The 25,471-nt window shown below is 74.3% G+C and carries 31 protein-coding genes; 18 read left to right on the top strand and 13 right to left on the bottom strand.

Annotation, left to right across the window (positions count from 1 at the left end):
• Nucleotides 1–46: 46 nt before the first annotated feature.
• Entirely contained in the window at nucleotides 47–1,015 is a 969-nt protein-coding gene (locus EAH89_RS12065) for a Bug family tripartite tricarboxylate transporter substrate binding protein (RefSeq protein ID WP_241666989.1), read from the top strand.
• 4 nt (nucleotides 1,016–1,019) lie between these two features.
• On the opposite strand, the gene EAH89_RS12070 is transcribed toward EAH89_RS12065, so the two are convergent.
• Nucleotides 1,020–2,522, bottom strand: a complete 1,503-nt coding sequence (locus EAH89_RS12070) for a protein adenylyltransferase SelO (protein ID WP_140883290.1) — start codon at nucleotides 2,520–2,522, stop codon at nucleotides 1,020–1,022.
• A gap of 69 nt (nucleotides 2,523–2,591) precedes the next feature.
• Nucleotides 2,592–3,047, bottom strand: coding sequence for an opioid growth factor receptor-related protein (locus tag EAH89_RS33060; RefSeq protein WP_140883292.1), 456 nt, complete (start codon nucleotides 3,045–3,047; stop codon nucleotides 2,592–2,594).
• A gap of 141 nt (nucleotides 3,048–3,188) precedes the next feature.
• On the opposite strand from EAH89_RS33060, the gene EAH89_RS12080 reads away from it, so the two are divergent.
• From EAH89_RS12080 to EAH89_RS12100, 5 genes are read left to right on the top strand one after another with little or no spacing between them, the layout of a single operon-like run.
• Nucleotides 3,189–3,491, top strand: a complete 303-nt coding sequence (locus tag EAH89_RS12080; protein WP_140883294.1) for a hypothetical protein — start codon at nucleotides 3,189–3,191, stop codon at nucleotides 3,489–3,491.
• Nucleotides 3,488–4,804, top strand: coding sequence for a CCA tRNA nucleotidyltransferase (locus EAH89_RS12085; protein ID WP_194152324.1), 1,317 nt, complete (start codon nucleotides 3,488–3,490; stop codon nucleotides 4,802–4,804). Before EAH89_RS12080 ends, EAH89_RS12085 begins: the two co-directional genes overlap by 4 nt.
• 44 nt (nucleotides 4,805–4,848) lie before the next feature.
• Nucleotides 4,849–5,262, top strand: a complete 414-nt coding sequence (locus tag EAH89_RS12090) for a DoxX family protein (RefSeq protein WP_140883296.1) — start codon at nucleotides 4,849–4,851, stop codon at nucleotides 5,260–5,262.
• A gap of 47 nt (nucleotides 5,263–5,309) precedes the next feature.
• Nucleotides 5,310–7,103, top strand: a complete 1,794-nt coding sequence (locus tag EAH89_RS12095) for an ABC transporter ATP-binding protein (protein WP_140883298.1) — start codon at nucleotides 5,310–5,312, stop codon at nucleotides 7,101–7,103.
• Between the two features lie 9 nt (nucleotides 7,104–7,112).
• A complete protein-coding gene (locus tag EAH89_RS12100) occupies nucleotides 7,113–7,628 on the top strand; it encodes a HutD/Ves family protein (protein ID WP_140883301.1) in 516 nt (171 codons plus the stop codon).
• A gap of 31 nt (nucleotides 7,629–7,659) precedes the next feature.
• Here the strand turns inward: EAH89_RS12100 and EAH89_RS12105 are convergent, their stop codons facing one another.
• Nucleotides 7,660–8,322, bottom strand: coding sequence for a tyrosine-protein phosphatase (locus EAH89_RS12105; protein WP_140883410.1), 663 nt, complete (start codon nucleotides 8,320–8,322; stop codon nucleotides 7,660–7,662).
• 103 nt (nucleotides 8,323–8,425) lie between these two features.
• On the opposite strand from EAH89_RS12105, the gene EAH89_RS12110 reads away from it, so the two are divergent.
• Nucleotides 8,426–8,626 carry a hypothetical protein gene (locus EAH89_RS12110; protein ID WP_140883303.1) on the top strand — a complete coding sequence of 67 codons (201 nt, stop codon included), beginning with the start codon at nucleotides 8,426–8,428 and terminating at the stop codon, nucleotides 8,624–8,626.
• Between the two features lie 2 nt (nucleotides 8,627–8,628).
• Entirely contained in the window at nucleotides 8,629–8,847 is a 219-nt protein-coding gene (locus EAH89_RS12115; protein WP_140883306.1) for a hypothetical protein, read from the top strand.
• Nucleotides 8,848–8,893: 46 nt separating this feature from the next.
• On the opposite strand, the gene hemF is transcribed toward EAH89_RS12115, so the two are convergent.
• The gene (gene hemF / locus EAH89_RS12120) at nucleotides 8,894–9,754 is read right to left on the bottom strand and encodes an oxygen-dependent coproporphyrinogen oxidase (protein WP_140883412.1); all 861 of its coding nucleotides are present in this window, start codon (nucleotides 9,752–9,754) and stop codon (nucleotides 8,894–8,896) included.
• A gap of 331 nt (nucleotides 9,755–10,085) precedes the next feature.
• Here hemF and petA point away from each other — a divergent pair, with 331 nt between their 5' ends.
• The 4 genes from petA to EAH89_RS12140 all read left to right on the top strand — a co-directional run bounded on the left by petA (nucleotide 10,086) and on the right by EAH89_RS12140 (nucleotide 13,802).
• The gene (petA, locus tag EAH89_RS12125) at nucleotides 10,086–10,694 is read left to right on the top strand and encodes a ubiquinol-cytochrome c reductase iron-sulfur subunit (protein WP_140883308.1); all 609 of its coding nucleotides are present in this window, start codon (nucleotides 10,086–10,088) and stop codon (nucleotides 10,692–10,694) included.
• Nucleotides 10,695–10,706: 12 nt separating this feature from the next.
• Complete coding sequence (locus EAH89_RS12130; protein ID WP_140883310.1) at nucleotides 10,707–11,984, top strand: cytochrome b; 1,278 nt, start codon at nucleotides 10,707–10,709, stop codon at nucleotides 11,982–11,984.
• Nucleotides 11,984–12,763 carry a cytochrome c1 gene (locus EAH89_RS12135; RefSeq protein WP_140883313.1) on the top strand — a complete coding sequence of 260 codons (780 nt, stop codon included), beginning with the start codon at nucleotides 11,984–11,986 and terminating at the stop codon, nucleotides 12,761–12,763. Before EAH89_RS12130 ends, EAH89_RS12135 begins: the two co-directional genes overlap by 1 nt.
• 154 nt (nucleotides 12,764–12,917) lie before the next feature.
• Nucleotides 12,918–13,802 carry an S-methyl-5'-thioadenosine phosphorylase gene (locus EAH89_RS12140; RefSeq protein ID WP_140883315.1) on the top strand — a complete coding sequence of 295 codons (885 nt, stop codon included), beginning with the start codon at nucleotides 12,918–12,920 and terminating at the stop codon, nucleotides 13,800–13,802.
• Nucleotides 13,803–13,808: 6 nt separating this feature from the next.
• On the opposite strand, the gene EAH89_RS12145 is transcribed toward EAH89_RS12140, so the two are convergent.
• Nucleotides 13,809–13,997 (bottom strand): hypothetical protein, encoded by a 189-nt coding sequence (locus EAH89_RS12145; protein WP_140883318.1) that lies wholly within the window; start codon nucleotides 13,995–13,997, stop codon nucleotides 13,809–13,811.
• A gap of 9 nt (nucleotides 13,998–14,006) precedes the next feature.
• Nucleotides 14,007–14,669, bottom strand: coding sequence for a dienelactone hydrolase family protein (locus tag EAH89_RS12150; RefSeq protein WP_140883320.1), 663 nt, complete (start codon nucleotides 14,667–14,669; stop codon nucleotides 14,007–14,009).
• Between the two features lie 3 nt (nucleotides 14,670–14,672).
• Here EAH89_RS12150 and EAH89_RS12155 point away from each other — a divergent pair, with 3 nt between their 5' ends.
• Complete coding sequence (locus tag EAH89_RS12155; RefSeq protein WP_338325530.1) at nucleotides 14,673–14,921, top strand: DUF4169 family protein; 249 nt, start codon at nucleotides 14,673–14,675, stop codon at nucleotides 14,919–14,921.
• Nucleotides 14,922–14,928: 7 nt separating this feature from the next.
• Here EAH89_RS12155 and EAH89_RS12160 read toward each other — a convergent pair whose 3' ends face one another.
• From EAH89_RS12160 to EAH89_RS12185, 6 genes are all read right to left on the bottom strand, one after another.
• Nucleotides 14,929–15,363: a phasin family protein gene (locus EAH89_RS12160; protein WP_140883322.1), complete on the bottom strand. Its 435-nt coding sequence runs from the start codon at nucleotides 15,361–15,363 to the stop codon at nucleotides 14,929–14,931.
• Between the two features lie 86 nt (nucleotides 15,364–15,449).
• Nucleotides 15,450–16,412, bottom strand: coding sequence for a hypothetical protein (locus tag EAH89_RS31960; protein ID WP_194152325.1), 963 nt, complete (start codon nucleotides 16,410–16,412; stop codon nucleotides 15,450–15,452).
• A 69-nt stretch (nucleotides 16,413–16,481) separates the two neighbouring features.
• Nucleotides 16,482–17,294: a pyrroline-5-carboxylate reductase gene (gene proC / locus EAH89_RS12170; RefSeq protein ID WP_140883324.1), complete on the bottom strand. Its 813-nt coding sequence runs from the start codon at nucleotides 17,292–17,294 to the stop codon at nucleotides 16,482–16,484.
• Between the two features lie 51 nt (nucleotides 17,295–17,345).
• Entirely contained in the window at nucleotides 17,346–17,849 is a 504-nt protein-coding gene (locus tag EAH89_RS12175; protein ID WP_140883326.1) for a type III secretion system chaperone family protein, read from the bottom strand.
• A 126-nt stretch (nucleotides 17,850–17,975) separates the two neighbouring features.
• Nucleotides 17,976–18,383 carry an accessory factor UbiK family protein gene (locus EAH89_RS12180; protein WP_140883328.1) on the bottom strand — a complete coding sequence of 136 codons (408 nt, stop codon included), beginning with the start codon at nucleotides 18,381–18,383 and terminating at the stop codon, nucleotides 17,976–17,978.
• A 100-nt stretch (nucleotides 18,384–18,483) separates the two neighbouring features.
• Nucleotides 18,484–19,479, bottom strand: a complete 996-nt coding sequence (locus EAH89_RS12185) for a TerC family protein (protein WP_140883330.1) — start codon at nucleotides 19,477–19,479, stop codon at nucleotides 18,484–18,486.
• Nucleotides 19,480–19,714: 235 nt separating this feature from the next.
• Here EAH89_RS12185 and lgt point away from each other — a divergent pair, with 235 nt between their 5' ends.
• The 5 genes from lgt (at nucleotide 19,715) to EAH89_RS12210 (ending at nucleotide 24,597) form a co-directional block, all read left to right on the top strand.
• The gene (gene lgt / locus EAH89_RS12190) at nucleotides 19,715–20,524 is read left to right on the top strand and encodes a prolipoprotein diacylglyceryl transferase (RefSeq protein WP_140883332.1); all 810 of its coding nucleotides are present in this window, start codon (nucleotides 19,715–19,717) and stop codon (nucleotides 20,522–20,524) included.
• Between the two features lie 38 nt (nucleotides 20,525–20,562).
• On the top strand, nucleotides 20,563–21,528 hold the full coding sequence (locus tag EAH89_RS12195) for a class I SAM-dependent methyltransferase (RefSeq protein ID WP_140883417.1): 966 nt from the start codon (nucleotides 20,563–20,565) through the stop codon (nucleotides 21,526–21,528).
• Nucleotides 21,525–22,301: a peptidoglycan editing factor PgeF gene (gene pgeF, locus EAH89_RS12200; RefSeq protein ID WP_140883334.1), complete on the top strand. Its 777-nt coding sequence runs from the start codon at nucleotides 21,525–21,527 to the stop codon at nucleotides 22,299–22,301. Before EAH89_RS12195 ends, pgeF begins: the two co-directional genes overlap by 4 nt.
• Before the next feature lie 143 nt (nucleotides 22,302–22,444).
• On the top strand, nucleotides 22,445–23,473 hold the full coding sequence (locus EAH89_RS12205) for a hypothetical protein (RefSeq protein WP_140883336.1): 1,029 nt from the start codon (nucleotides 22,445–22,447) through the stop codon (nucleotides 23,471–23,473).
• A 191-nt stretch (nucleotides 23,474–23,664) separates the two neighbouring features.
• A complete protein-coding gene (locus EAH89_RS12210) occupies nucleotides 23,665–24,597 on the top strand; it encodes a ribose-phosphate pyrophosphokinase (protein ID WP_140883338.1) in 933 nt (310 codons plus the stop codon).
• Here the strand turns inward: EAH89_RS12210 and EAH89_RS12215 are convergent.
• The gene (locus tag EAH89_RS12215; RefSeq protein ID WP_140883339.1) at nucleotides 24,594–25,367 is read right to left on the bottom strand and encodes a helix-turn-helix domain-containing protein; all 774 of its coding nucleotides are present in this window, start codon (nucleotides 25,365–25,367) and stop codon (nucleotides 24,594–24,596) included. The two genes, EAH89_RS12210 and EAH89_RS12215, sit on opposite strands and share 4 nt — an antisense overlap.
• Nucleotides 25,368–25,471 lie beyond the last annotated feature (104 nt).

Raw genomic sequence — 25,471 nt, forward strand, 5'->3', positions numbered from 1 at the left:
GGGGGCAACGCGCGGGACCACGGCCGCAGGCATCAGGAGACGCTGCATGATCGGTCGACGGGGTTTATCGGCACTGGCCCTCGCCGGGGCGGCCGCCACAGGAGCGCGCGCCCAGGGCTCCTGGCCGGAGCGCCCGATCCGCTGGGTCGTCGGCTACGCCCCCGGCGGCGCGAGCGACATCTTCGCCCGCCTCATCGCGCGCCAGATGGGCCCGGCGCTCGGCCAGAGCATCGTGGTCGAGAACCGCCCGAGCGGCGGCGCCATCGTCGCCACCGAGAACGTCGTCCGCTCCCCCGCCGACGGCTACAGCCTGCTGCACGTCGACAACGGCGTGCTCGTCTACAACCCCGCCCTCTACGCCCGCCTGCCCTTCGACCCCGACCGCGACCTCACCAGCGTCGGCTTCATCGGCCGCTTCCCCATGCTGGTGGTGGTGCGGCCGGAAAGCCCCTTCCAGGACTTCGCCTCCCTGCTCGCGGCGTCGAAGACACGCAGCATCACCTTCGGCACCCCCGCCGTCGCCTCGCCGCACCAGCTCGCGATGGAGGTGCTGAAGCGGCGCTCCGGGCTGGACGCCACCCACATCCCCTACCGCGGCATGCCCGCCGCCATGAACGACATGGTCGCGGGCCAGGTGGACTGCGTGGTGGTGGACGTGACCAACGGCCTGCCCTTCCTCTCCACCAACCGCGCCCGCGCGCTGATGGTGATCGGCGACAGCCGCGCCGTCGCGCTGCCGGCGGTGCCGACCGCCGTGGAGCTCGGCTACCCCGGCGCGGTCGCCTACGGCTGGCAGGGCGTCTCGGTCGCCGCCGGCACGCCGCCGGCGGTGGTGGAGCGCCTGAACGCCCTTCTCCGCGCCGCCATCGAGAGCCCCGAGGTCTCGAAGCAGATGCGCGACGTCGGCGCCGAGCTCGTCCCCCGCAGCCCCGCCGAGATGGCCGAGTTCGTGCGGGCGGAGAACGCCGCCTGGCGCCCCCTGATCCGCGACCTCGGCATCCGGCTGGACGCCTGAACCCTCAGGTCCCGCAGAAGGTCATGTAGGGCGTCTCGGGCGCGCCCGGCACCACGTCCGCGCCCGGCTGGTCCTCGAAGGGCCGCGTCACGCTCGCCAGCAGCGCCTCGAAGGGCCCGAGGTCGTCGCGCCGCACCGCCGCCTCCAGCGCCGCCTCCACGAGGTGGTTGCGCGGGATCACCGCGGGGTTCACGGCCCGCATGGCCGCCGCGCGCACGGCCGCGTCGCCGCCCGCCTCCGCCAGCCGCCCGCGCCAGCGGGACGCCCAGGCGTCATAGGCCGCGGGGTCGGCGAACAGCGCCCGCACGGCCTCGTCGCCCGCCTCGCTCTCCGCCGCGCGGCAGAGACGGCGGAAGGCGAGGGTGAAGTCCGCCCCGTTCTCCGCCATCGCCTTCAGCAGCTCCCCCGCCAGCGCGTGGTCCCCCGCGCGCTCGCCCGGCAGCCCGATCTTGGCGCGCAGGCCCCCGAGATAGGCCGCCTCGAAGGCCGGCGCGTAGCCCGCCAGGGCCTCCTGCGCGACGGCCACCGCCGCCTCCTCGTCCTCGGCCAGCAGCGGCAGCAGCGCCTCGGCCAGGCGCGCCAGGTTCCACTGCATGATCCCCGGCTGGTTGCCGTAGGCGTAGCGCCCGCCGTGGTCGATCGAGCTGAACACGGTCGCGGGGTCGTAGGCGTCTAGGAAGGCGCAGGGCCCGTAGTCGATCGTCTCGCCGGAGATCGAGGTGTTGTCGGTGTTCATCACCCCGTGGATGAAGCCGATCAGCATCCAGCGCGCGACCAGCGCCCCCTGCCGCGCCACCACCCCCTCCAGCAGCGCGCGGGCGGGGGAGGGGGCCCCGGCCGCCTCCGGGTAGTGCCGGGCGATGGCGTGGTCGGCCAGCACCTGCAGCGCCTCCACGTCCCGGCGCGCCGCGAAGAACTGGAAGGTGCCGACGCGGATGTGGCTCGACGCCACGCGCGCCAGCACCGCGCCCGGCAGCGGCGTCTCGCGCATCACCGCCTGCCCCGTGGAAACCGCCGCCAGCGCCCGCGTGGTCGGCACGCCGAGCGCCGCCATCGCCTCGCTGACGAGGTACTCCCGCAGCACCGGCCCGACCGCCGCCCGCCCGTCGCCGCTGCGCGAGAAGGGCGTGCGGCCGGAGCCCTTGAGTTGGAGGTCGAAGCGCGCCCCGTCGGGGGCGATGACCTCACCGAGCAGGATCGCCCGCCCGTCGCCGAGCTGGGGCGAGAAGCCGCCGAACTGGTGCCCGGCATAGGCCGCCGCGAGCGGCTCCGCCCCCTCCGGCACGCGGTTCCCCGCGAGGATCTGCACCCCCTCCGGGGACGCCAGCGCCGCGGGGTCGAGGCCCAGCCGCTCCGCCAGCGCCGCGTTCACCTTCAGCAGCCGCGGCGCGGCCACGGGCGTCGGGTCCAGCCGCGCGCGGAAGCGGTCCGGCAGGCGGGCGTAAGAGTTGTCGAAGGGGAAGCGGACGGTACCGCCCTCCCGGGTCGCCTCGAGGGTCGTCGTCATGCCCCCCAGATCAGGCCCGGCGATGCCCGAAACAAGGCCGCCGGCCATCGCGTCGGCGCGAGGAAGGGCCTAGCCCAGCGCCCGCTCCCAGTAGCCGAGGCTCACGGGGTCGATCACCCCGCCCGCCTCCCGGTCCCGCGCCAGCACCGCCGCGTGGAAGGCCGCCGCCGCCTCCCGCCCCAGCAGGTCCCGCGCGGCCGCGATGATCCGGGTGATCCGCCGGTGGTTGTGGTCGTGCCGCACCAGCCAGTGGTCGGTCGCGGCGTAGAAGCGCGCCATCCGCGCCAGCGCCGCCCGCAGCCCCTCCCGCGCCCGCGGGTCGGCACGGATCGACGCTGCCTCCGCCGCCCCCAGCACCGGCGAGCCCGGCACCGCCTGGCTCGGGTCGGGCAGGGGGAACAGCCACTGGATGAAGTCGTGCACCGCCTCCAGCCGCGCGTCGTCGAAGGCCAGCACCTCCGCGAGGCGCCGCCCCCGCCCGTCGCGCCCCTCGCCGCGGAGGAAGTCCCGGATGGGCTCGTCCACGCCCGCCTCCCGTCGTTGCGCAACCGCACGGCTTCGCGGCCACCTGCCCTTGGTCTAAGCACGCCCCGCCCCGACATGACACCGGAGACAGGAAGGGCCGGCCGCCGGACGCCCCGCCCTGTCCGCCCCTTCGGAACCCTCATGCCCTATCTCGTCGAGACCGTTCTCTTCCTCGCCCCTTTCGCCCTCTACGCCGTCTGGCTGCGCTTCAACCCCGGGCGCGCGGTGGCCGCCCATGTCGTGGTCCTCGCGCTGCTGGGCCTCGGCGTCTCCATCGGCGCCGCCATCTGGTACGGCCTCTCCCGCGGCATGGACCCCTACACCGCCTATGTCCCCCCGCGCGTGACCTCGGAGGGCATCGCCCCCGGCCACGCCGGCGAGGAGCGCTCCACCGGCGCCTGGCCCACCCTCCGGGCCCCCGAGCCGGGGCCGCCGCGGCGGTGAGCGCGCCCGACCCCGCCCCGCCGGGCCGCCCCGCCGCCGATCCCCCCGCGGCGCGGATCGACCCGCCCGCCTTCCTCGCCGACCCCGCCCCCGCGGCCGTGCTCGCGGCCCTGCCCGGCGGCCGCGCGGTGGGCGGGGCGGTGCGCGACGCGCTCGCCAGCCGCCCGGTGGCGGACGTGGACGTCGCCGCCCCCTTCCCGCCAGAGGAGATCGCCGCCCGCCTCGCCGCCGCGGGGCTGCGCGTGCACGAGACCGGCCTCGCCCACGGCACCGTCACCGCCGTCCTCCACGGCCAGCCCGTGGAGGTCACCAGCCTCCGCCGCGACGTCGTGACCGACGGCCGCCACGCGGTGGTGGAATGGACCACCGACTGGCGCGAGGACGCCGCGCGGCGGGACTTCACCATCAACGCCCTCTCCCTCTCCGCCGGGGGCGACCTCTGGGACTACTTCGGCGGCCGGGAGGATCTCGCCGCCGGCCGCGTCCGCTTCGTGGGCGACCCCGCGACCCGCCTCGCCGAGGACCATCTCCGCGCCCTCCGCTACTTCCGCTTCCAGGCCCGCTACGGGCGGGGCGAGCCCGACCCCGCCGCCATCGCCGCCATCCGCGACGCCGTGCCGAGCCTCGCCCGCCTCTCGGCCGAGCGCGTCTGGAGCGAGCTCAAGCGCCTCCTCGCCGCGCCCGACCCGGCCGGCGCCGTGGCGCTGATGGAGGAGACCGGGGTCCTCCCCGCCATCCTCGGCCCCGATTCGCTCGGCGCCGCCCGCCACCTCCGGGCGCTGGCGGCGATCGGCGCCCCCGCGGACCCGATGCTCCGCTTCGACGCGCTCCTCACCCACGGGGCCGCCGCCGCGGCGCGCCGCCTCAAGGCCTCGAACGAGGAGGTCGCCCGCCTCGTCGCCCGCTACCGCGCCGGCCACGACCTCCTCCCCCTGCAGCCCGAGGTCGCGGCCGGCGGCCCCGGCGACGACGCCCTCCGCCGCCTGCTGGCCGAGCAGCCGCGCGACCGCCTGCTGGACGCCGCCTGGCACCGCCAGGCCGTCAACCGCGCCTGGTCCTGGCAGGGCCCGGACGACGCCGCCTGGGACCGGCTGCGCGCCCGGCTGCAAGCCATGCCCGGCCCCGTCTTCCCCCTCCTGGGCCGCGACGCCCTGGCCCTGGGGGTGCCCCCCGGCCCCGCCCTGGGCCGCCTCCTGGCCGCGGTGCGCGCCTGGTGGATGGAGGGCGGCTGCACCGCCGACGGCCCGGCCTGCCGCGCCCGATTGGCGGAACTGATGGGCGACATTCACGGCAAGGCCCTTCCGGAGGGCTGACGGATCGGTTTACGGATCGATCACACGTCTTCGGAACCAACGGCATGAACGCGAACCTCGCCCTCTGGGCCCCGCGCGTCCTCTCGATCCTGCGGATCGTCGCGGCCTTCATCTTCCTGCTGCACGGCTCGCAGAAGCTCTTCGCCTTCCCCGGCCCGCCGGCGGGCGGCAACCTGCCGCCGCTGCTCTCCCAGTACGGCATTGGCGCCGTGATCGAGCTCGTCGGCGGCCTCCTCCTGCTCCTCGGCGTCTTCACGCGCCCCGTCGCCTTCCTCCTCGCCGGCGAGATGGCGGTGGCCTACTGGCAGTTCCACTTCCCGCGGAACCTCTGGCCCACGCTGAACGGCGGCGACGCGGCGATCCTCTACTGCTTCGTCTTCTTCTACATCTTCTTCGCCGGCCCCGGCCCCTGGAGCGTGGACGCCGCCCGCGACCCGGACGCGACCGACCGCCTCTGACGCGGAGCCTCCTGGCCCTGGCGCGGCGGGTGCTGTAACCGCCCGCCATGGCCAATCCCCGGACCAACCAACCCGGCAAGCGCCGCCTCGACCCCGAGGCGGCGCGCGCGCTTCTCGGCCGCCTCTGGCGCGAGGAGCTGCGCCGCCACCCGCGCCGGATCGCCCTCGCCCTCCTCTGCACCGCCCTCGTCGCGGGGCTCACGGCCCTCTACCCCGTGATGATCCAGCAGGCCTTCGACCTCTTCGCCAAGCCCGGCGCCGACGGCGGCCTCCAGATCGTCTGGGCCATCCCCCCCGCCATCGTGCTGCTCACCGCCGCCAAGGCGCTGGCGCAGTACGGCCAGGCCGTCTCCATCCAGTCCACCGTGCTGCGCGTGATCGAGGGGCTGCAGAACCGCCTCTTCCGCGCCCTCACACGGGCCGACCTCGCCATGGTCGCCCACGACGCCCCCGCCCGCCACGCCGCCCGCTTCACCGCCGACGCCGCAGCCATCCGGGAGGCGCTGACGAAGGCCATCAACGCCATCGCCGACGTGCTGACGGTGGTCGGCCTCGTCGCCTCCATGGTCTGGCTCGACTGGAAGATGTCGCTCATCGCGGCGGCGCTCTACCCGCTCGCGGTCGTGCCCATCCTGCGCCTCGGCAAGCGCATCCGCCGCGCCTCGGGCGGCATGCAGGAGAAGGTGGGCGAGGCCGCGGCGAGCCTCACCGAGAGCTTCGCCGCCGCCCGCGTCGTCCGCACCTACCGGCTGGAGGAGGCCGAGGAGACGCGCGCCGCCCGCCTCTTCGCCAACCTCCGCGCCAGCCTTCTCTCCATCGCCCGCACCCGCGCGAGCCTCGACCCCATGCTGGAGGCCATCGGCGGCGTCGCCGTCGCGGCCATCCTCGCGGTCGTCGGCTGGCGCGTGGCGCAGGGGGAGGGGACGGTGGGCGAGTTCACGGGCTTCGTCGCCGCCCTCCTCATCGCGGCCCGCCCCGTGCGCGCGCTTGGCAGCCTCAACGCCGCCCTCCAGGAGGGGCTGGCCGGCCTCTCCCGCGTGAACGCGGTGATCGACGCGCCGCGCCGCATCACCAGCCCCCCCGGCGCCCCGCCCCTGCCCCCCGGCCGCGGCCGCATCGCCTTCGAGGGGGTCCACTTCGCCTACGAGGCCGACCGCGGCGCGCTGCACGGCGTCACCTTCGCCGCCGAGCCCGGCCGCACGGTCGCCCTCGTCGGCCCGTCGGGCGCCGGCAAGTCCACGGCGCTGGCCCTCGTCCCCCGGCTCTACGACCCTGGCCGGGGCCGGGTGACGATCGACGGCGCCGACCTCCGCGAGGTCTCGCTCGAGAGCCTGCGCGACGCCATTGCCTATGTCGGCCAGGACGCGACAGTCTTCGACGACACGGCGCACGCCAATATCGCCTGCGGCCGCCCCGGCGCCACCGAGGCCGAGGTGGTGGCCGCCGCCCGCGCCGCCGCCGCGCACGACTTCATCCTCGACCTCCCCCAGGGCTACGGCACCGTCCTCGGCCCCGGCGGCGCCCGCCTCTCGGGCGGCCAGCGCCAGCGCATCTCCCTCGCCCGCGCCCTGCTGCGGAACCCCCGCGTGCTGCTGCTGGACGAGGCGACCAGCGCCCTTGACACGACCAGCGAGGCCGCCGTCCAGGCGGCGCTGGCCACGCTCCGCGCCGGCCGCACCACCCTCGTCGTCGCCCACCGCCTCTCCACCGTACGCGACGCCGACCTGATCGTGGTGATGGAGGCCGGCCGCGTCGCCGAATCCGGCACCCACGCCGCGCTGCTGGACGCGGGCGGCCTCTACGCCGGCCTGGTCCGCGCCCAGGCCTTCGCCCCCGCCTGAGAGGACGCCATGCCGACCGTCATCCGCGCCGCCGACCTAGAGCCCCGCCCCTGGCCCAACGGCCTCGGCATCACCCGCGACATCGCGGCGGGGGAGGGCTGGCTGATCACCGTCGCCGACCTGGCCGGCGACGCCGCCTTCTCCCGCTTCCCCGACACCGACCGGATCTTCACCCTCCTCGGCGGCGCGGGCGTCACCCTGGAGCTCGAAGGCCGCCCGCCGCTGGCCTGCCTTCCCTGGGTGCCCGCGGGCTTCCCCGGCGACGTCCCGACCTTCTGCCGCATGGGCGGCGGCCCCGCCCGCGCCTTCAACGTCATGGCCCGCCGCGGCCACGAGGCCCGCGTGGCCGTCCGCAGCCTCGCCGCGGGCCACGCGGTGCACGCCACCCCCCGGTGCGCCGCCGTCTTCTGCGCCGCGGGCAGCTTGATGGCCGGCGGGGAACGCCTCGAGGCCGGCGACACGATGCTGCACCCGGGCGCGGCGGCCATCGAGGGGCCGGGGATCGCGATCCTGGTGGATCTCTGAGGGGCGGGCGGCCCTCGGGAGGCGCCGCCCCTCACTCCCGCCGCAGCACCCCGTCCACCACCCGGTCCGCCCAGGCCTTGCTGCGGAAGGCCGCGCGCAGCCCCGCCTCGTCGTAGCCGTCCCTGACCCAGTCGAGGAAGGGCGCCCGCCCCTCCGCCTCCCGCGCGTAGAGGCGGAAGAAGGCGTCCAGGATGCCCGTGCGGGACGCGCTGACATGCCCGTGCCGCCAGTGGAGCTGCGCCAGCGCCGCCGCGCTCGTCCCGCCCTGGAGGATCAGGAAGACCCCCGCCGCCAGCCCCGTCCGGTCCGCGCCCGACTTGCAGTGGATGAGCGCCGGCTCCGCCATCCCCTCGAAGATCCCAGCCAAGCGCAGCAGCCGGTCCCGGTGCGGGGCGCCGCGGCTCTCGAAGGGGGCGTCCACATGGGCAAGGCCCAGCCGCGCTGCCTCGGCCCGCGAGAGGGCGTCCGAGCCGCAGTCCACCCGCTCCCCCCGCAGGTTGATCACCGTCCGCAGCCCCAGCCGCCGCGCCGCGTCGCGCAGCTGCCAGGGGGAGGGGTGGTTCGAGCGGTAGAGCCGCCCCGGCGCGACCACGCCCCAGTTCCGCCAGCCCTGCCGGAGGATCGCGTGATCGATGAAAAGGCTGTTCACCAGCGCGGCCCGGCGGCCGGCCGGTGTCGTCAGGTCCTGCGGCATGGCGCGGAGATAGGGCGGGCAGGGGGGCCGCGGCAATCTCGGGGGAAACATCCCCCTCCGGCCCCGCGTTAGCATTCCCCACCGAAGAACGAGGAGGCCCGCCATGTCGAAAGCCCATCTGCCGCCAGTTCCGCCCGCCAACCAGGCACCGCACGGCGGCAACACCCCCGGCGAGGGCGAGGTGAACCCCAAGGACGCCCGCAACACCGCCGACAACCGCGGCAAGTTCGATCCCGGCCAGCAGGGCCAGCAGGGCAGCACCGGGATCAACACCCACCACCAGGGCTACCAGCAGGACCGTTGATCATGCCGAAGGGAAACGAGGAATCCACCGACCGCTCGGCCGGCGGGCCCGGCAGCAGCCACCAGGGCAGCAGCCACGGGCACGCCCACCGGGAGAAGGGCCACACCGAGCCGGGCGCGCCCACCAACAGCGGCAAGAGCGGCGTCTCCGGCGGCGGCGGCGAGCGCGACAGCCACCACACGCACGACGAGACGCTCAAGGGCGACCGGACCGGCCGCTGACGTCACCGGCCGGGGCGGTCCGCCGCCCCGGCCCCGCGGCCGTCCCTCAGGGCCAGCGCACCTCGGGCGGCATCGACATGAGGATCGCCTCCACGTTGCCGCCGGTCTTCAGCCCGAAGAGGGTGCCGCGGTCGTGGAGAAGGTTGAACTCCACGTAGCGCCCGCGGCGGATGAGCTGCGCCTCGCGCTCCGCCTCCGTCCAGGGCTCGCCCATGCGCCGGCGCACGATCGCCGGGTAGGACTCGAGGAAGGCCCCTCCCACGTCCCGGGTGAAGGCGAAGTGGTCCTCCAGCCGCACGCCGTCGGGCTCGTCCCGGCCCAGCCAGTCGTAGAAGATGCCGCCCAGCCCCCGCGGCTCCCCCCGGTGCGGCAGGAAGAAGTACTCGTCGCACCAGGCCTTGAAGCGCGGGTAGTAGCCGGGGTCGTGCCGCTCGCAGGCCGCTCGGTAGGCGGCGTGGAAGCCGGCCGCGTCCTCCTGCGCCTCCGGGGAATGGGGGAACATCGGCGTCAGGTCGCCCCCGCCCCCGAACCAGCTCCGCCGCGTCGTGATGAAGCGCGTGTTCATGTGCGCCGCGGGCACGCGGGGGGAGCGCATGTGCGCCACCAGCGAGACCCCCGTGGCGAGGAAGCGCGGATCCTCCTCCGCGCCCGGTATCTGGCGCCGGAACTCCGGGCTGAATTCGCCCCAGACCGTGGAGACGTTCACCCCCACCTTCTCGAAGACGCGCCCCTTCATGACGGACATGACACCGCCCCCACCCTCCGGCCGCTCCCAGGGGGTGCGGACGAAGCGGCCCGGCGCCATCCCGCCGTGCGGCCCCGTGCCCCCCTCGTCCTCGATCGCCTCGAAGGCGGCGCAGAGCCGGTCCCGCAGCCCCTCGAACCAGGCCCGGGCGGGCCCGGCCATGGGGTTGAAGCCGGCGTCGGCGGCGTGTCCGGGCGCCCTCCCCGGAGCCTGCGGGGTGGCCTGTTCGGGCGCGATGGGGTCTGTGCTGCGTGTCATCTGCTTCATCGTCGTGTTGCGGTGCGGGTCGCGCCGTTGCCACTCTGCGTTCCCAACCTTTATATGGCCAGAGAACCGGCTTGGCACCGCGCACCCGCGCGCGCGCCCCGCCTCGCGCGGCCATCCGGCCCGGACCCCGCGTCCGGGCCCCGGAAGCGCCAGAGACAGTGCAACCGACCCCCAGGCGACCCGGTGCGGCGCGCGGGAGGGGACGGAGAACAGGACGAGCGATCGAATGGCCGATGTGCTGGCTTCCCCGCCCAAGACGAGCCCCTCCGAAGCGGGCCCGCGTCAGGCCGACCCGGTCGGCACCCACCACGAGGAAGGCCCGCCCCGCCGGGACTTCCTGAAACTTGCCGCCGGCTCCTTCGCGGCGGTCGGAGTCGGCGTGGTCGCCTGGCCCTTCATCACCTCGATGAACCCCAGCGCAGACGTGCTGGCGCTCGCCAGCACCGAGGTGGAGCTCGCCCCCATCGCCGAGGGCCAGGCCATCACGGCCATGTGGCGCGGCAAGCCGGTCTTCGTGCGCCACCGCACGGCCAAGGAGATCGAGGAGGCCCGCGCCGTCCCGCAGAACCGCCTGATCGACCCCGCGACGGACCAGTCCCGCGTGAAGCCGGGCAAGGACCAGTGGCTGGTGGTCATCGGCATCTGCACCCATCTGGGCTGCGTGCCGCTGGGCCAGAAGCCGACCGACAACCGCGGCGAGTACGGCGGTTGGTTCTGCCCCTGCCACGGCAGCCAGTACGACACCTCCGGGCGCGTCCGCCACGGCCCCGCGCCGGCGAACCTCGCGCTCCCTGATTACGCCTTCACCTCCGACACCAAGATCCGGATCGGCTGAGGAACCACGAAAATGCCCGAGGGCCTTCACGAGTCCGACGTCAAGAACCCCGTCCTCCGCTGGGTCGACCAGCGGCTTCCCGTCATCTCCATGGTGCAACGGGAGTACGGCACCTTCCCGACGCCGCGTAACTTTAACTACTTCTGGAACTTCGGCGCGCTCGCCATGATCAGCCTCGCGATCATGATCGCGACCGGCGTGGTCCTGTCCATGCAGTACGCCGCCAACACGGGGCTCGCCTTCGACTCCGTCGAGCGCATCATGCGCGACGTGAACTATGGCTGGCTGCTGCGCTACATCCACGCCAACGGCGCCTCGATGTTCTTCATCGTGGTCTACATCCACATCTGGCGGAACCTCTTCTACGGTTCCTACAAGACCCCGCGCGAGCTGCTCTTCATGATCGGCGTCGTCATCTTCATCCTGATGATGGCCACCGCCTTCATGGGCTACGTGCTCCCCTGGGGCCAGATGTCCTTCTGGGGCGCGACCGTCATCACCAACCTGTTCTCGGCCATCCCCGTGGTCGGCAACAGCATCGTGACCTGGCTCTGGGGCGGCTTCTCGGTCGACAACCCCACGCTCAACCGCTTCTTCTCGCTCCACTTCCTCCTGCCCTTCGTGATCACGGGCGTGGTCTTCCTCCACATCACCGCGCTGCACATCACGGGCTCGAACAACCCGCTCGGCATCGAGCCGAAGGGCCCGCAGGACACGATCCCCTTCCACCCCTACTACACGTCGAAGGACAGCATCGGCATCGTCGTCTACCTGCTCGTCTTCGCGCTGCTGGTCTTCTTCGCGCCGAACATGCTCGGCCACCCCGACAACTACATCCCGGCGAACCCGCTGGTGACGCCCGCGCACATCGTGCCGGAGTGGTACTTCCTGCCCTTCTACGCGATCCTCCGCGCGGTCCCGAACAAGCTCGGCGGCGTCGCGATGATGGGCGGCGCGCTGGTGGTGCTGTTCTTCCTCCCCTGGCTGGACTCCTCGCCGGTGCGCTCCATGCGCTTCCGCCCGATCGGGAAGATCGCCTTCCTCCTCTTCACCGCGAACTTCTTCGTGCTGATGTGGGCGGGCGGCAAGCCGGCCGAGCAGCCCTACATCCTGATCGCGCAGATCGCGACGACCTACTACTTCGCCTACTTCCTGGTGATCCTGCCCCTGCTGGCGAAGTTCGAGCGACCCCTGACCCTGCCCGAGAGCATCAGCCGCGCCGTGCTGAAGCATCGCGGCGGCGGCCCACTGCCGGCCGGCGCAACGGCCAAGCCGATGGAGAAGGCGTGATGCGCCCCCTGTTGACCAGCGTTAAGGCGGCCACCGTTGCGGCCGCCCTCCTCCTCGCGCCCGCCGTCGCCTCCGCGCAGGAGCACGAGGTGATCCACCTGCCGGACACCAAGTTCTCCTTCGAGGGACCCTTCGGCACCTTCGACCGCGCCTCCGCCCAGCGGGGCTTCCAGGTCTACAAGGAGGTCTGCTCGAACTGCCACTCGATGCGCCAGCTCTCCTACCGCCACCTCGCCGGCATCGGCCTGAGCGCGGCGCAGATCGCGGCCATCGCCTCCCAGTTCCAGGTGCAGGACGGCCCGAACGACAACGGCGAGATGTTCGAGCGCCCCGCCCGCGCTTCGGACCGCTTCCGCCGCCCCTTCGCGAACGACGCCGCCGCGCGCGCCGCCAACAACGGCGCGCTCCCGCCCGACCTGTCCGTGATGGTCAAGGCGCGCGAGGGTGGGGCCGACTACATCCACGCTCTGCTGACTGGCTACGAGGACCCACCGCCCGGCGTGACCGTCGCCGAGGGCATGAACTACAACAAGTACTTCCCAGGCCATCAGATCGCGATGGCCGCGCCGCTGAACACCGAGGGGCAGGTCGAGTACGTCGACGGCACGAAGGGGACCATCGACCAGATGGCGACCGACGTCGTCACCTTCCTCTCCTGGGCGGCCGAGCCCGAGCTCGAGCAGCGCCGCGCCATGGGCGTGCGGATGGTGATCTTCCTGACCATCCTCGGCGGCCTCGCCTACGCCGTGAAGCGCAAGATCTGGGCCGACCTGCACTGATCCGGCCCGGCCACCGGCCGCAAGCCTGAAGGGGGCCCCGCACCGGCGAGACCGGGGCGGGGCCCTTTCTCGTTCAGGGCGCCCGCCCTGTTCCCGCGGCGGCGCCTCGGCTAGAGCGGGCGCCCCCACGCCACCTCGTCACGCGGAGCGCGTCATGCCCGACACGATCACCCCCGTCATCGGCCTTATCGGCGGCTCCGGCCTCTACGACATCGAGGGGCTGGAGGACCGCCGCTGGCAGCGGGTGGAGAGCCCCTGGGGCGAGCCCTCCGACGAGCTCCTCTTCGGGACGCTGGACGGCGTCTCCTGCGTCTTCCTCCCCCGCCACGGCCGCGGCCACCGTGTGCCGCCGAGCGAGCTGAACTACCGCGCCAACATCGACGCCATGAAGCGCGCGGGCTGCACCGAGATCCTCTCCCTCTCGGCCGTCGGCAGCCTCAACGCCGACCTGCCGCCCGGCACCTTCGTCATCGCCGACCAGTTCATCGACCGCACCTTCGCCCGCAAGAAGTCCTTCTTCGAGACGGGCTGCGTGGCGCACGTCTCCATGGCCCACCCCCTCTGCCCGCGCCTCGGCGACGCGCTGGAGGAGGCGGCGCGCGGCCTGTCGCTCAACCACAAGCGCGGCGGCACCTACCTCGTGATGGAGGGCCCGCAGTTCTCCACCCGCGCCGAGAGCGAGCTCTACCGCGCCTGGGGCTGCGACGTGATCGGCATGACCAACATGCCCGAGGCGAAGCTCGCCCGGGAGGCGGAGCTCTGCTACGCGACCGTCGCCATGGTGACCGATTTCGACTGCTGGCACCCCGGCCACGACCACGTCACCGTGGACGCCGTGGTGAAGGTGCTGCTCGAGAACGCCGACCGTGCGAAGAGCCTTGTCCGCGCCGTGGTGCCGATGCTCGGCAAGCCCCGCGGCCCTTGCCCCGCCGGCTGCGACCGCGCGCTCGACGCCGCCCTCGTCACCCCGCCCGAGAAGCGCGACCCCGCCCTCATGGCGAAGCTCGATGCCGTCGCCGGCCGCGTGCTGGCGGCCTGACCGGCCTCAGCCGCCGGCGGCCGTGCCCCATCCCTTGCGCCGCCGCCCGCCGCCGGCCAGCAGCGCCACCAGGGCGGCGACCCCGAGCAGGGCAATCATGAGCAAGGGCGGCTCCGAGAAGCCGTCCGGCCAGAACCAAGGGATCGCCGAGAGCAGGGCAAGAAAGACGACGACGGCGAGGACCGACCGGAGCATGCGTTCCCTTTAGCGGAGATGCGCGGCGAGGAAGGCGAGCGCCCTCTCCTCGGCCAGCGCGGTGGCCGCGGGATCATAGCTCGAACGGTCCTCGCAGGCGAAGCCGTGCCCGGCGCCGGGGTAGACATGCACCTCCACCCCCGGCTGCGCCTGCCGCACCAACTCGACGTCGGAAAGCGGGATGCCGCCGTCCTTCTCGCCGAAATGCAGCTGCACCGGGCAGCGCGGCGCCTCGCCCCGCGTGCCGGCGATGCCGCCGCCGTAGTAGCCGACGGCCGCGCCAAAGCTCGAGGAGCGCGTCGCCCCCCACCAGGCGATGGTCCCGCCCCAGCAGTAGCCGATGATCCCCCGCGACGCCTCCGGCGGCAGGGCCGCGGCGGCGGCCTCCACGTCGAGCATCACGGCCTCGTCGCTCACCCGCTTGCGCAGCGCCATGCCCCGCTCCCGGTCCGGCGCCTCGTAGCCAAGCTCCACGTCCCGCTCGGCCCGGTCGAACAGCGCCGGCGTCACCACCGCCCAGCCGAGGCTGCCCAGGTGGTCCGACAGCCGCCGCATATGCGCGTTGACCCCGAAGATCTCCTGGATCACCACCAGCGCCCGCTTCGCGTCGGACGGCCCGGCCCGCCAGGCGGAGAGGCGATGGCCATCGGCCGCGGTCAACTCGATGCGCATGGGATGGCTCCGGTCCTGGGGGAGGGCTATCCTGGCCGCATGGCCGAGATCGTCAACCTGAACCGCGCCCGGAAGGCCCGCGACCGAGCCGCCGCCGGGGAGAAGGCCGCCGCCAACCGCGCCGCCCACGGCCGCACGAAGGCCGAGCGCGCGCGGGACGCGGCGGCGGAGCGGGAGCGCAACGTCCTGCTCGACGGCGCCCGCCTGGACGGGCCGGCAACCGGGAAGCCGGCCCCGGAGGAGCCGGGCTGAGGCCCGCTCAGGCCCCCTTCTTCGTCACCATGCCACGCACCTCATCCATCGCCTCCGAGAAGCGGCGGTTCAGCACCGTCAGCGCCTCGGCGTTGGACTTCTGGATGAGGTCGGCCAGCTCCTTCATGTTGCCGACCGCGCGCTCGTAGGTGGCCTTCACCATCTCGGCCTGCTGCGCCGCCCGCGTGGACGGATCGTTGCCGGCGGAGGAGACGCCCCGCACGGCGTCGGTCATCTCGGTCATGGACTGCTGGAGGATCTCCATGTGCCGCCGCGCGATCGCCTGCGCGCCCTCCAGCGCCACGCGGTTGGCCGTGGACAGCGCCTCGAGGTTGCGGCGCTGGGCAGCGGCGAGGGCCTGCACGTCCACCATCGGCACCTTCATCTCGGCGAGCATGCGCATCGGGTCCATCTCCGCGGGAAGGGTGGGACGATCGGACATGGATTTTCCTCCAATGTGAGCCTCTGATCATCCTGGGCGTCATGCCCTGCGGCTGCAAGCGCAACCGCAGGGCCGCGCGCCCGCCCTCAGGCGAGGGACGACTTGCCCGCCCCGCCCTTGCCGTTCGCCTTCGCCGGGCGCGCGCCCTCGCCGGGCGCCTCGGTTGCCGGTGCGGCCTTCGGGCCATCCGCCGCCGGGCCGGGCTCCGCCAGGTCGGTCTCGGCGAGGGTGGAATCCGACAGGCCCGAGCCCGCCAGGCCCGCGTCCGCGGGGTCGGACCCCGCCACGCCCGTGTCCGAGAGGTCCGCGTCCAACGGGTCTGCGTCCGGGAGGCCGGCATCCGGCGACGTGCCGGCGTCCAACCCCGTGGCCGCCTCCGCCACCATCATGCCGGTGTCGCCGATCGGCGGCTCCTCGTAGCGCTCCATCGGCATGGCGTCCGCGGGCGGCTCGGCCTCCTCGTCCGTCAGGCGCAGCGTGCGGGCCAGGCTCTCCGCCCGGTCCAGCGCGCGGTCGAGGGCGGCCATGGTCGTGCCGAGGTCGACGCTCTCGTCGCCCTCCCAGGCGCGGGCCGTCGCGATCCAGACGCCCGCCAGCCCCTGCACCCGCAGCGCCCCCGCGACGCCCGCGGTGGAGATCCCCGCCCCCTCCAGCGTCCAGGCCATGGAGGCCATGAGGATGGGCGAGAGCAGCAGGGCCGAGATCGGGTCGCGCATGAGGTCGCGCTGCATCCGCAGCACCCCCTCCCGGTGCGGCGCCAGCGCGTCCAGGCGGCGCATCAGCAGGTCGAAGATCCGGTCCCGCGCGCTGCCGAAGCCGTGCTGGCCGGGCACCGTGCCCTCCAGCACCGCCTGGTCCACCACCCGGGCGTGGGCGCGCAGCAGGTCCACCGGCGTCGGGTAGCGGCCGCGGAGGTCGGACAGCGTCTCCCCGCTCTCGGCCGCGATCCGGGCGAAGGTGGTGCCGTGCCATCCCTCCCGCGCGACCACGCGCCAGAAGGCATCGAGAAGGGCCGGGGAGGGGGCGTCGCGCGTGCTCATCGTGGCCAAGATGGCGCGTTCCCCCGGGCTATCAACCTCATGGGATGATCCCGCGCGGCTTCCGCCGCGCGGCGGCCCCTAGCCCGCCAGCTCGCGGGAGCGCTTCGTCGCGGCGTCGATCGCCTCCGGCACCAGGGCAGGCCAGGCGCGCTCGGCCATCAGCACCGCCAGCGCCCGCTCCGTCGTCCCCTTGGGGGAGGTCACGTTCTGCCGCAGCACCGCCGCGTCCTCCGCGCTCCGCCCCAGCAGCGCGCCCGAGCCGATGACGGTCGCCCGCGCCATGCGCCGCGCGAGGTCGGGCGGCACGCCCTGCTCCGCCGCGGCCCGCTCGAGAAGCTCCGTCAGCAGGAACACGTAGGCCGGCCCCCCGCCCGAGACCGCCGTCACCGGGTCGATCAGGCTCTCCGCCTCCACCCAGGCGACCTCCCCCGTGGCCGCCAGCAGCCGGTCCGCCAGCGCCCTCTGCCCCGCGGTCACCCGCCGCCCGGCGCAGGCGACGGTGAAGCCCTGGCCGATAGCGGCCGGCGTGTTCGGCATGGCCCGCACCACCGCCGCGCCGTCCAGCATCGCGTCCAGGCCCGAGATCGTCTTGCCCGCCATGATCGAGAGGAACAGCGCCCCCCCGCGCGCGAAGGGCTTGTAGGAGGGCAGCACCGCCTCCGCCTGCTGCGGCTTGGTGGCGAAGACGACGGCCTCGGGCACGAAGGCGTGGGGGATGGCCCCGGCGTCCGGCACCACCTCGACCCGGTGGGCAAAGGCCTCGGTCGAGAGCTTGTGCGGCTCGACCACCACCGCGTGGGACAGGCCGCGCTCCAGCCAGCCGTGGAGCAGCGCGCCCCCCATCTTGCCGCAGCCGACGAGCAGGACGGGCGGCAGGAGATCAGACGACATCGGGCAATTCCTCAGGGAGTGCCCGCCAGGAGGCGGGCCCGCCCGAGGGTTTCAGGCTTCGCCGACGCAGTCCAGCATGGCCGCCGCCAGCGCCTCGGCCGGCGGCTTGCCGCCCCAGAGCACGAACTGGAAGGCGGGGAAGAAGCGCTCGCACTCGGTAAGCGCGATGTCCACCATGTCCTCGAGGCTCTCGACGCTCGCCGCCCGGGCGCCGCGGAGAAGCACCGCGTGGCGGAAGACCGGCACGCCCTCCTCGCCCTCGAGCCCGAAATGCCCGATCCAGAGCTTCTCGTTCGCCAGCGCCAGCAGCTCGTGCAGGCGCCCGCGGGCGTGGGGGGGCACCTTCATGTCGAAGGCGCAGGTGAAGTGCATGGCGCTGATCTCGGTGGACCAGGCGAAGTGAAGGCCGTAGTCGCACCACTTGCCCGGGGCTTCCGCGGCCATCTCGCCGTCGGAGCGGCGATCGAAGGCCCATTCGTTGGCGGCCACGATCTGCTCGACGACGTCGAGCGGGTTGGCGGCCCTGTCCCGGGTGGCAGCGAGGGTGGCTGACATGGCGTCACCTCCTATCCGAGACGGACAGACCCTCCGAGTCTGGTAGCGAATCGGTCGGGCCAGCCCCAACAGGTTGATACTGCGATGCCGAACGCCGCGACAACCCCGAAGGCTTCAAGGGGGATCTCAGATCCCCCCGCCGGCCTCCGTCGGATCGGTGCCCGCGCCCGTCTCGAAGGGCGTCGCGTCCGCGGGGGCGGTGTTCATCCGGGCCTCCAGCGCCGCCACCCGCACGGCCAGCTCCTCGGCCTGCTCACGCGCCCGCCGGGCCACCTCCAGCGCCGCGTCCAGCTCCTCGCGCTTGACGAGGTTCAGCCGCGCGGTCAGCGCCTCGACCTGGGCCTGCACCGCGCTCTCGATCTCGGCGCGCAGGCCCGAGAGCACGGAAAAGGCGCCGCCGGCCATGCCCGCGAGGTCGTCGAAGAACTTGCCCCGCCCGCCGGGACCGCCCCCGAGGCCGCCGCCGCCGAACCCGCCCCCGAAACCGCTCCCCGACCCGCCGGGACCCGAGGAGCCCTGTCCACCGTCCTGCATGCCAACCTCCTGCCGCTCTCCCCCCAACATGGCCCCGGCGGCCCCCCCGGCGTAGTCCCCCGCCCATTTTTCCGCGGGGAGCCGCCGAGGGCGCGCCGGCCTAGCGCGCGGCCTCCCCCGGCGCCGCGCCCGGCCGCGTCCGCCACAGGCTGTAGGCGACGCCCGCGGCGAGGATGCCGAAGGTGACCCCCAGCGAGACCGCCGGCGGGATCTTCCCGATGCCCAGCAGGTCCGCGACGAAGATCTTCGATCCGATGAAGATCAGCACGACCGACAGCGCGACCTTCAGGTAGGCGAAGCGGTGGATCATCGCGGCCAGCGCGAAGTAGAGCGCGCGCAGCCCGAGGATGGCGAAGATGTTGGAGGTGTAGACGATGAAGGGGTCGGTCGTGATGGCGAAGATCGCCGGCACGGAATCGACCGCGAAGATCACGTCCGCCACCTCGATCATCACCAGCGCCATGAAGAGCGGCGTGGCAAACAGCGCGGGCCGCCCGGTCACGGGGTGCGGCCGGCGCACGAAGAAGCGCTCGCCGTGGTGCTCCTCGGTCACGTTCAGGCGGCGCTTCATCAGGCGCACGAGCGGGTTCTCGCCCACCGGCCGCTCCGTCTCCGCGAAGAGCAGCATCTTCACGCCCGTCGCCACCAGGAAGGCCGCGAAGACGTAGAGCACCCAGGAGAAGTTCGTGACCAGCGCCGCGCCGAGCCCGATCATGACCGCGCGCAGCGCGATGACGCCGAGAATGCCCCAGAACAGCACCCGGTGCTGGTGGGCGCGCGGCACCGCGAAGAAGGAGAAGATCATCGCGATGACGAAGACGTTGTCCATCGCGAGCGTCTTCTCGACCACGAAGCCCGTCAGGTAGTTCAGCCCGGGCTCGGATCCCAGCGCCCACCAGACCCAGCCGCCGAAGCCGAGGCCGAGCGCGATGTAGAGGGCGGAGAGCATCAGGCTCTCCCGCACGCCGATCTCGCGGCTGTCGCGGTGCAGGACGCCGAGGTCGAAGGCGAGGAGCCCGGCCACCAGTCCGAGGAAGGCGAGCCACATCCAGGCGGGGGTGCCGAGCCAGTCGGCGAAGAGAAGGGCGGATTCCACGCGGGTCACTCCTTTGCCGGCTGTTCAGCCGAAGAGTGATCCGACATCGCGATGCAGCCGGCTGCTCTCGCCAGAGGGGCCCGGATCAGGGGTCGCCGGGTGAACTGGCCCGGCGCCGGCATCGTTTCAAGACCCGCCGCAACGCGCCGCCCGCCATTTCCCGCCGGCGGGGTTCGGGCCTATACCGCCCCCACCCCGCGCGGCCCCGCGCCGGGCCCCCGTCCGAAGCCGAAGCATGATCCCCGCCCTCCTCTTCCCCGCCTTCGACCCGGTCGCCATCGCCATCGGGCCGGTCGTCATCCGCTGGTACGCGCTCGCCTACATCGCCGGCATCGTCATCGCCTGGCAGGTCGCCCGCCGCCTCGTGACGCGCCCGCCCGTGGCCGGCACGCCCGAGGCGATGGACGACTTCGTCACCTGGGCGACGCTCGGCATCATCCTCGGCGGGCGGCTCGGCTACGTGCTGTTCTACCGGCCGGACATCCTCGTCACCGCCCCCTGGGAGGTCCTCTACCTCTGGCACGGCGGCATGTCCTTCCACGGCGGGGCGCTGGGCGTCATCGTCGCCATCGCCTGGTTCGCGCACCGCAACCGGCTGCCGCTGCTCCCCTTCGCGGACCGCATCACCAGCGTCGTCCCCATCGGCCTCGGCCTCGGCCGCCTCGCCAACTTCATCAACGGCGAGCTCTGGGGCCGCCCCACCGACGTGCCCTGGGGGATGATCTTCCCCCATGCCGGGCCCGAGCCCCGCCACCCCTCGCAGCTCTACCAGGCGGCGATGGAGGGGGTGATCCTCCTCGTCGTGCTGCAATGGATCATCCGCACCCCCGCGCTCCGCGCCCGCCCCGGCTTCACCTCGGGCGCCTTCCTCGCGGGCTACGGCATCGCCCGCATCACCGGCGAGTTCTTCCGCCAGCCCGACCCGCAGCTCGGCTTCCTCTTCGCCGGCGCCACCATGGGCCAGCTCCTCTCCCTGCCCATGGTCCTCGCCGGCGCCTGGCTGATGGCCCGCAGCCGCCGCGTGGCCGAGGCGCCCGCCGCTTGAGCGAGGCCGGGGAGGGGGCGGAGCGCCTCGACGCCTTCATGGCGCGCGCCAACGCCGCCTACTACGCGGGGCGCGACCCCTTCGGCGCGGCGGGCGACTTCACCACCGCCCCCGAGATCACCCAGGCCTTCGGGGAATGCCTCGGCCTCTGGGCCGCCGTCACCTGGACGCTGATGGGAAGCCCCGACCCCGTCCTCCTCGCCGAGGCCGGGCCGGGCCGCGGCACGCTGATGGCCGACGCGCTCCGCGCCATCAGCGCCATGGTGCCGGACTTCGCCCGCGCCGCCCGGCTGCACCTCGTCGAGACCTCGCCCCTGCTCCGCGAGGCCCAGCGCGCCCGCCTGCCCGAGGCCACCTGGCACGACAACGTGGCGGCGCTGCCCGACGGCCCGCTGATCCTGCTCGCCAACGAGTTTCTCGACGCCCTGCCCATCCGCCAGTTCGTCCGCCGCGGCGGCGCCTGGGCGGAGCGCTTCGTCGCCGGCGGCGCCTTCGCCGAGCGCCCCGCGCCGGACGCCCCGCTGCCGGACGAGGGCGAGGAGGGCGAAGTCCGCGAGGTGAACGAGCCCGCCCTCGCCCTGGCCGCCACCCTCGGCGCCCGCCTGGCTGCGAGCGGCGGCGCCGCCCTCCTCATCGACTACGGGCCGGAGCGGAGCGCCCCCGGCAGCAGCCTCCAGGCCATCCGCGGCCACGCCGCCGCCGACCCGCTCGCCGATCCCGGCACCGCCGACCTCACCGCCCATGTCGATTTCGCCGCCCTCGCCGCGGCGGCGCGCGCGGCCGGCGCCGCCGCCCACGGGCCGGTGCCGCAGGGGGTCCTGCTCACGCGCCTCGGCCTGCACAGCCGCGCCGCCGCCCTCGCGGCCTCCGACCCCGGCCGCGGCGCCCGCCACCTCGAGGCCGCGACGCGCCTCACCGCGCCCGAGGCCATGGGCCGCCTCTTCAAGGCCCTCGCCCTCTGCCACCCCGCCCTTCCCACCCCGCCCGGCTTCGAGGCCGCATGACCGAACCCACCGCCGAGTTCCTCGCTGCCCCCTCCCTGGCCGGCCTGCCCCACGGATTCTTCACCCGCCGCGGCGGCGTCTCCACCGGCCGCTACGCGAGCCTCAACTGCTCCCTCTCCGGCACGGACGACCCCGGGGCCGTGCAGGAGAACCGCGCGCGCGCCATGCGGGCGATCGGCACCGAGCCCGCCTCCCTCTCGGGCCTCTACCAGGTCCACGGCACCGCGGTGGCGGTGGTCGAGGCCCCCATCCCCCACGAGTCCCGCCCCCGCGCCGACGGCGCCGTGACCAACCGCCCCGGCGTCACCCTCGGCATCATCACCGCCGATTGCGGCCCCGTCCTCTTCGCGGACGCGCGGGCGGGCGTGGTCGGGGCCTGCCACGCCGGCTGGCGCGGCGCCCTGGCCGGCGTGCTGGAGGCGACCATCGACGCCATGGAGGGCCTCGGCGCCCGCCGGTCCGGCATCGCCGCCGCGCTCGGCCCCTGCATCCGCCAGCCGAGCTACGAGGTGGGCGCCGACCTCCGCGAGGCCCTGCTGGCCGCCGACCCCGCGGGCGAGCGCTTCCTCGCCCCCGGCGCGCGCGAGGGCCACTGGCAGTTCGACATGGCCGGCCTCATCCTCGCCCGCCTCCGCGCCGCGGGCGTCGCCGCCGAGGCCCTGCCGGAGGACACCCTGCCCGACGAGGGCCGCTTCTTCTCCCACCGGCGCCGCACGCTGGAGGGCGGCGGCCCCATCGGCCACCAGCTCTCGGCCATCGCCCTGCCGGGGTAGGGGGACGCTTCCCCGCATCCCCGCTGGCGCCGCGCCGCCGCCTTCGCGATAAGGGCGCCCCATGCCCTACCTCTTCATCTTCCTCGTGCTCGCCTTCCTGACGCTGGTCGCCTCCTGCGTGCTGGGCTGAGCGCGTGCGACCCGTGCTGAGGTCCCTTGCCGTCCTGCTGGTGGCCCTGTCCGCGCTCGCGGCCTGCGGCCCCCTGCCGCAGCCCTTCCGCGGCAACCCGGGCGCGGAGGGGCGCCGCCTGGCCGCGCCGCCGGCCTACCGGATCGCCGTGCCGTCCCCCACCGCCGCCCTCCTCCCGGACCTGGCCTCGAGCGACCTCGCCGTCGCCATGTCGGAGGCGCTGGAGGCCGCCGAGGTCCCGGCCGTGGCCGGCCCGCCGGCCCCGCTCGACTGGCGCCTCGACATCACCGCCGACCGCGAGGGCCAGGGGGTGGTGCCCGGCTACGCCATCCGCGACGCCGACGGCCGCGTGCTCGGCCAGGCCCGCGGCGCCCCGGTCGGCTTGGCCGACTGGAGCCAGTCCGAGCCCGCCCTGCTGCGCGAGGTTGCCGCCCGCGACGCCCCCGTCGTCGCCGGCCTCCTCTCCCGCGGCGAGGCGGCCCGCCGCGCCTCCGAGACCGTCGCCTTCAACGGCGCCGGCGGCCCGCCCCGCCTGCGCTTCACCGGCGTCCGCGGCGCCCCCGGGGACGGCAACCAGGCGCTCGCCACCCGCATGCGCGACTTCCTGGCCACCAAGGGGCTCGTCGTGCAGGACGGCGCGGAGGGCGCCGCCTTTGCCGTCTCGGGCGAGGTCACCATGGCCCCGGCGCCGGACCGCAAGCAGCGCGTGGAGATCCTCTGGAAGGTCTCCCGCCGCGACGGCCACGACCTCGGCCGCGCGCTGCAGCTCAACGAGGTGCCGACGGGCAGCCTGAACGGCCTCTGGGGCGACGTCGCCTACGTCGTGGCGGAGGAGGCCTCGGTGGCGGTGCGGGACATCATCGCCAACGCCGGCGGCCTGGGCGAGGCCGCGACCCGGCGCGGCGAGGCGCCCGCCGCTGCGGGAGGGGAGGCGCCGCCGCTCGAATCCGCCGGCACCGGGGCCGCGCCCGCCATCCCCGCCGCCGCGCCCGCCCCGCCGCGGGCCCGCCCGCCCGCCCGCGCCCGCACCGTCGCGCCCTAGCCCCGCCGGTCACGCCGTCGTGCGGCGCGTCACCCTGGCATGCGCCCGGCGGGGGCCGTGATCGTTCGGCCGGCATGGACTTGGCGGCGGCCGGTTGCTATCCCCCGGCCGCCCCACGCCGCCCGGCCGCTGACCTGCCCAACCGTGGGCTCGCCAGGCCCGCCCACGGCGCGCCCGGAGATTCCACGCGGATGAAGATCCTCGCCTGCAACAGCAACCGCCCCCTCGCCGAGGCGGTCGCCGCGGCCCTCAACCTGCCGCTCACCCAGGCCTCCGTCCGCCGCTTCGCGGACCTCGAGATCTTCGTCGAGATCCAGGAGAACATCCGGGGCGAGGACGTCTTCGTCATCCAGTCCACGAGCTACCCGGCGAACGACAACCTGATGGAGCTGCTGATCACGCTCGACGCGCTGCGCCGCTCCTCCGCGCGCCGCATCACGGCGGTGATCCCCTATTTCGGCTACGCCCGGCAGGACCGTAAGTCCGGCCCCCGCACGCCGATCTCGGCCAAGCTCGTCGCAAACCTCATCACCCAGGCCGGCGCGGACCGCGTGCTGACGCTCGACCTCCACGCGGGGCAGATCCAGGGCTTCTTCGACATCCCCGTCGACAACCTCTTCGCCGCCCCCCTCTTCGCGCGCGACATCCAGGAGCGCTTCAAGGGCCGCGACCTCATGGTCGTCTCGCCCGATGTCGGCGGCGTCGTCCGCGCGCGCGCCATCGCGACGCGCCTGCACACGGACCTCGCCATCATCGACAAGCGCCGCCCGCGCGCCGGCGTGTCGGAGGTGATGAACGTCATCGGCGACGTGGACGGCCGCGACTGCATTCTCGTGGACGACATCGTCGACTCGGGCGGCACCCTCTGCAACGCGGCCGACGCCCTGCTGAAGAACGGCGCGCGCTCCGCCTCGGTCTACGTCACCCACGGCGTGCTCTCGGGCGGCGCGGTCGCGCGAATCGGCGCGGCGCCCATCCAGCACATGATCACCACGGACAGCATCCAGGCGACGGAGGCGGTCCGCATCTCGTCCAACATCAAGCAGCTCACCATCGCGCCGCTGCTGGCCGAGGCCATGCGCCGGATCAGCGAGGAATCCTCGGTCTCCACGCTGTTCAACTAGAGGCGCCGCAGCGCCTCCCGCGTCGCCTCGTCCATCGGGAAAAAGGTCTCGACCGTCAGCTCGGACAGCGAGACCTCGTGCGCCGTGCCGAAGACCATCGTGGTCGTGAGGAAGGACAGCTCCGCCTCCCCCACGCGCAGCCGGAAGGGCAGGGCGAGCGCCTCCGGCTCCTCCGCACTCCCGGCCGGCGCGGGATAGCCGCGCAGCTCCCGCAGCAGCTCCGCCAGCGCCGGATCCCCCGAGACCGTCGCCTGCCGCGCCAGCCGCGCGAGGAAATGCGCGCGCACCGCGCCGAAGTCCCCGATCCGCGGCGCGAGCCCGGCCGGGTGCAGCGCCAGCCGCATCACGTTCACCGGCGGCACCAGCAGCGACGCGTCCGCCCCCGCGATCAGCGGCGGGACGGAGGCGTTGGCCGAGACGAGGTTCCAGTGCCGGTCCACCGCCAGCGCCGGGTTCGGCGCGTGGGCCGCGAGCACCGCCTCCACCGCCGCCCGCGCCGGCCGCATCGAGGGGTCCTCCAGCGGCCGCTCGGGATAGGCCGGCGCGAATCCGGCGGAGGCCAGCCAGAGGTTCCTCTCCCGCAGCGGCACCTCGAGCTGCTCGGCCAGGCGCAGCACCATCCCGCGGCTCGGCATGGCCCGCCCGGTCTCGAGGCAGCTGAGATGCCGGGTGGAGATCTCCGCCTCCAGCGCCAGGTCCATCTGGCTCATGCGCCGGCGCTGCCGCCAGCTGCGGAGGTGGTCGCCGATCGGGGCCAGGCGCGTGCTCATGGGGGGAGCCTATCGCCGCGCCGCGCGCCGCTTCCATGACCTCCGAGGTCATCGACCCGCCGCCCGCCGCGGGACCAGGGTCCGCCCACCGGCACTCCCGCCGG

The organism is Muricoccus nepalensis (assembly GCF_006438825.1).
GTDB classification, from domain to species: domain Bacteria; phylum Pseudomonadota; class Alphaproteobacteria; order Acetobacterales; family Acetobacteraceae; genus Roseomonas; species Roseomonas nepalensis.

Excerpts from the sequence above, each read along its gene's own strand:
- EAH89_RS12065 (WP_241666989.1), top strand. The coding sequence starts at position 47 with ATGATCGGTCGACGGGGTTTATCGGCACTGGCCCTCGCCGGGGCGGCC.
- EAH89_RS12070 (WP_140883290.1), bottom strand. The coding sequence starts at position 2,522 with ATGACGACGACCCTCGAGGCGACCCGGGAGGGCGGTACCGTCCGCTTC.
- EAH89_RS12080 (WP_140883294.1), top strand. The coding sequence starts at position 3,189 with ATGCCCTATCTCGTCGAGACCGTTCTCTTCCTCGCCCCTTTCGCCCTC.
- EAH89_RS12090 (WP_140883296.1), top strand. The coding sequence starts at position 4,849 with ATGAACGCGAACCTCGCCCTCTGGGCCCCGCGCGTCCTCTCGATCCTG.
- EAH89_RS12095 (WP_140883298.1), top strand. The coding sequence starts at position 5,310 with ATGGCCAATCCCCGGACCAACCAACCCGGCAAGCGCCGCCTCGACCCC.
- EAH89_RS12100 (WP_140883301.1), top strand. The coding sequence starts at position 7,113 with ATGCCGACCGTCATCCGCGCCGCCGACCTAGAGCCCCGCCCCTGGCCC.
- EAH89_RS12105 (WP_140883410.1), bottom strand. The coding sequence starts at position 8,322 with ATGCCGCAGGACCTGACGACACCGGCCGGCCGCCGGGCCGCGCTGGTG.
- EAH89_RS12110 (WP_140883303.1), top strand. The coding sequence starts at position 8,426 with ATGTCGAAAGCCCATCTGCCGCCAGTTCCGCCCGCCAACCAGGCACCG.
- EAH89_RS12115 (WP_140883306.1), top strand. The coding sequence starts at position 8,629 with ATGCCGAAGGGAAACGAGGAATCCACCGACCGCTCGGCCGGCGGGCCC.
- hemF (WP_140883412.1), bottom strand. The coding sequence starts at position 9,754 with ATGGCCGGGCCCGCCCGGGCCTGGTTCGAGGGGCTGCGGGACCGGCTC.
- petA (WP_140883308.1), top strand. The coding sequence starts at position 10,086 with ATGGCCGATGTGCTGGCTTCCCCGCCCAAGACGAGCCCCTCCGAAGCG.
- EAH89_RS12130 (WP_140883310.1), top strand. The coding sequence starts at position 10,707 with ATGCCCGAGGGCCTTCACGAGTCCGACGTCAAGAACCCCGTCCTCCGC.
- EAH89_RS12135 (WP_140883313.1), top strand. The coding sequence starts at position 11,984 with ATGCGCCCCCTGTTGACCAGCGTTAAGGCGGCCACCGTTGCGGCCGCC.
- EAH89_RS12140 (WP_140883315.1), top strand. The coding sequence starts at position 12,918 with ATGCCCGACACGATCACCCCCGTCATCGGCCTTATCGGCGGCTCCGGC.
- EAH89_RS12145 (WP_140883318.1), bottom strand. The coding sequence starts at position 13,997 with ATGCTCCGGTCGGTCCTCGCCGTCGTCGTCTTTCTTGCCCTGCTCTCG.
- EAH89_RS12150 (WP_140883320.1), bottom strand. The coding sequence starts at position 14,669 with ATGCGCATCGAGTTGACCGCGGCCGATGGCCATCGCCTCTCCGCCTGG.
- EAH89_RS12155 (WP_338325530.1), top strand. The coding sequence starts at position 14,673 with ATGGCTCCGGTCCTGGGGGAGGGCTATCCTGGCCGCATGGCCGAGATC.
- EAH89_RS12160 (WP_140883322.1), bottom strand. The coding sequence starts at position 15,363 with ATGTCCGATCGTCCCACCCTTCCCGCGGAGATGGACCCGATGCGCATG.
- proC (WP_140883324.1), bottom strand. The coding sequence starts at position 17,294 with ATGTCGTCTGATCTCCTGCCGCCCGTCCTGCTCGTCGGCTGCGGCAAG.
- EAH89_RS12175 (WP_140883326.1), bottom strand. The coding sequence starts at position 17,849 with ATGTCAGCCACCCTCGCTGCCACCCGGGACAGGGCCGCCAACCCGCTC.
- EAH89_RS12180 (WP_140883328.1), bottom strand. The coding sequence starts at position 18,383 with ATGCAGGACGGTGGACAGGGCTCCTCGGGTCCCGGCGGGTCGGGGAGC.
- lgt (WP_140883332.1), top strand. The coding sequence starts at position 19,715 with ATGATCCCCGCCCTCCTCTTCCCCGCCTTCGACCCGGTCGCCATCGCC.
- EAH89_RS12195 (WP_140883417.1), top strand. The coding sequence starts at position 20,563 with ATGGCGCGCGCCAACGCCGCCTACTACGCGGGGCGCGACCCCTTCGGC.
- pgeF (WP_140883334.1), top strand. The coding sequence starts at position 21,525 with ATGACCGAACCCACCGCCGAGTTCCTCGCTGCCCCCTCCCTGGCCGGC.
- EAH89_RS12210 (WP_140883338.1), top strand. The coding sequence starts at position 23,665 with ATGAAGATCCTCGCCTGCAACAGCAACCGCCCCCTCGCCGAGGCGGTC.
- EAH89_RS12215 (WP_140883339.1), bottom strand. The coding sequence starts at position 25,367 with ATGAGCACGCGCCTGGCCCCGATCGGCGACCACCTCCGCAGCTGGCGG.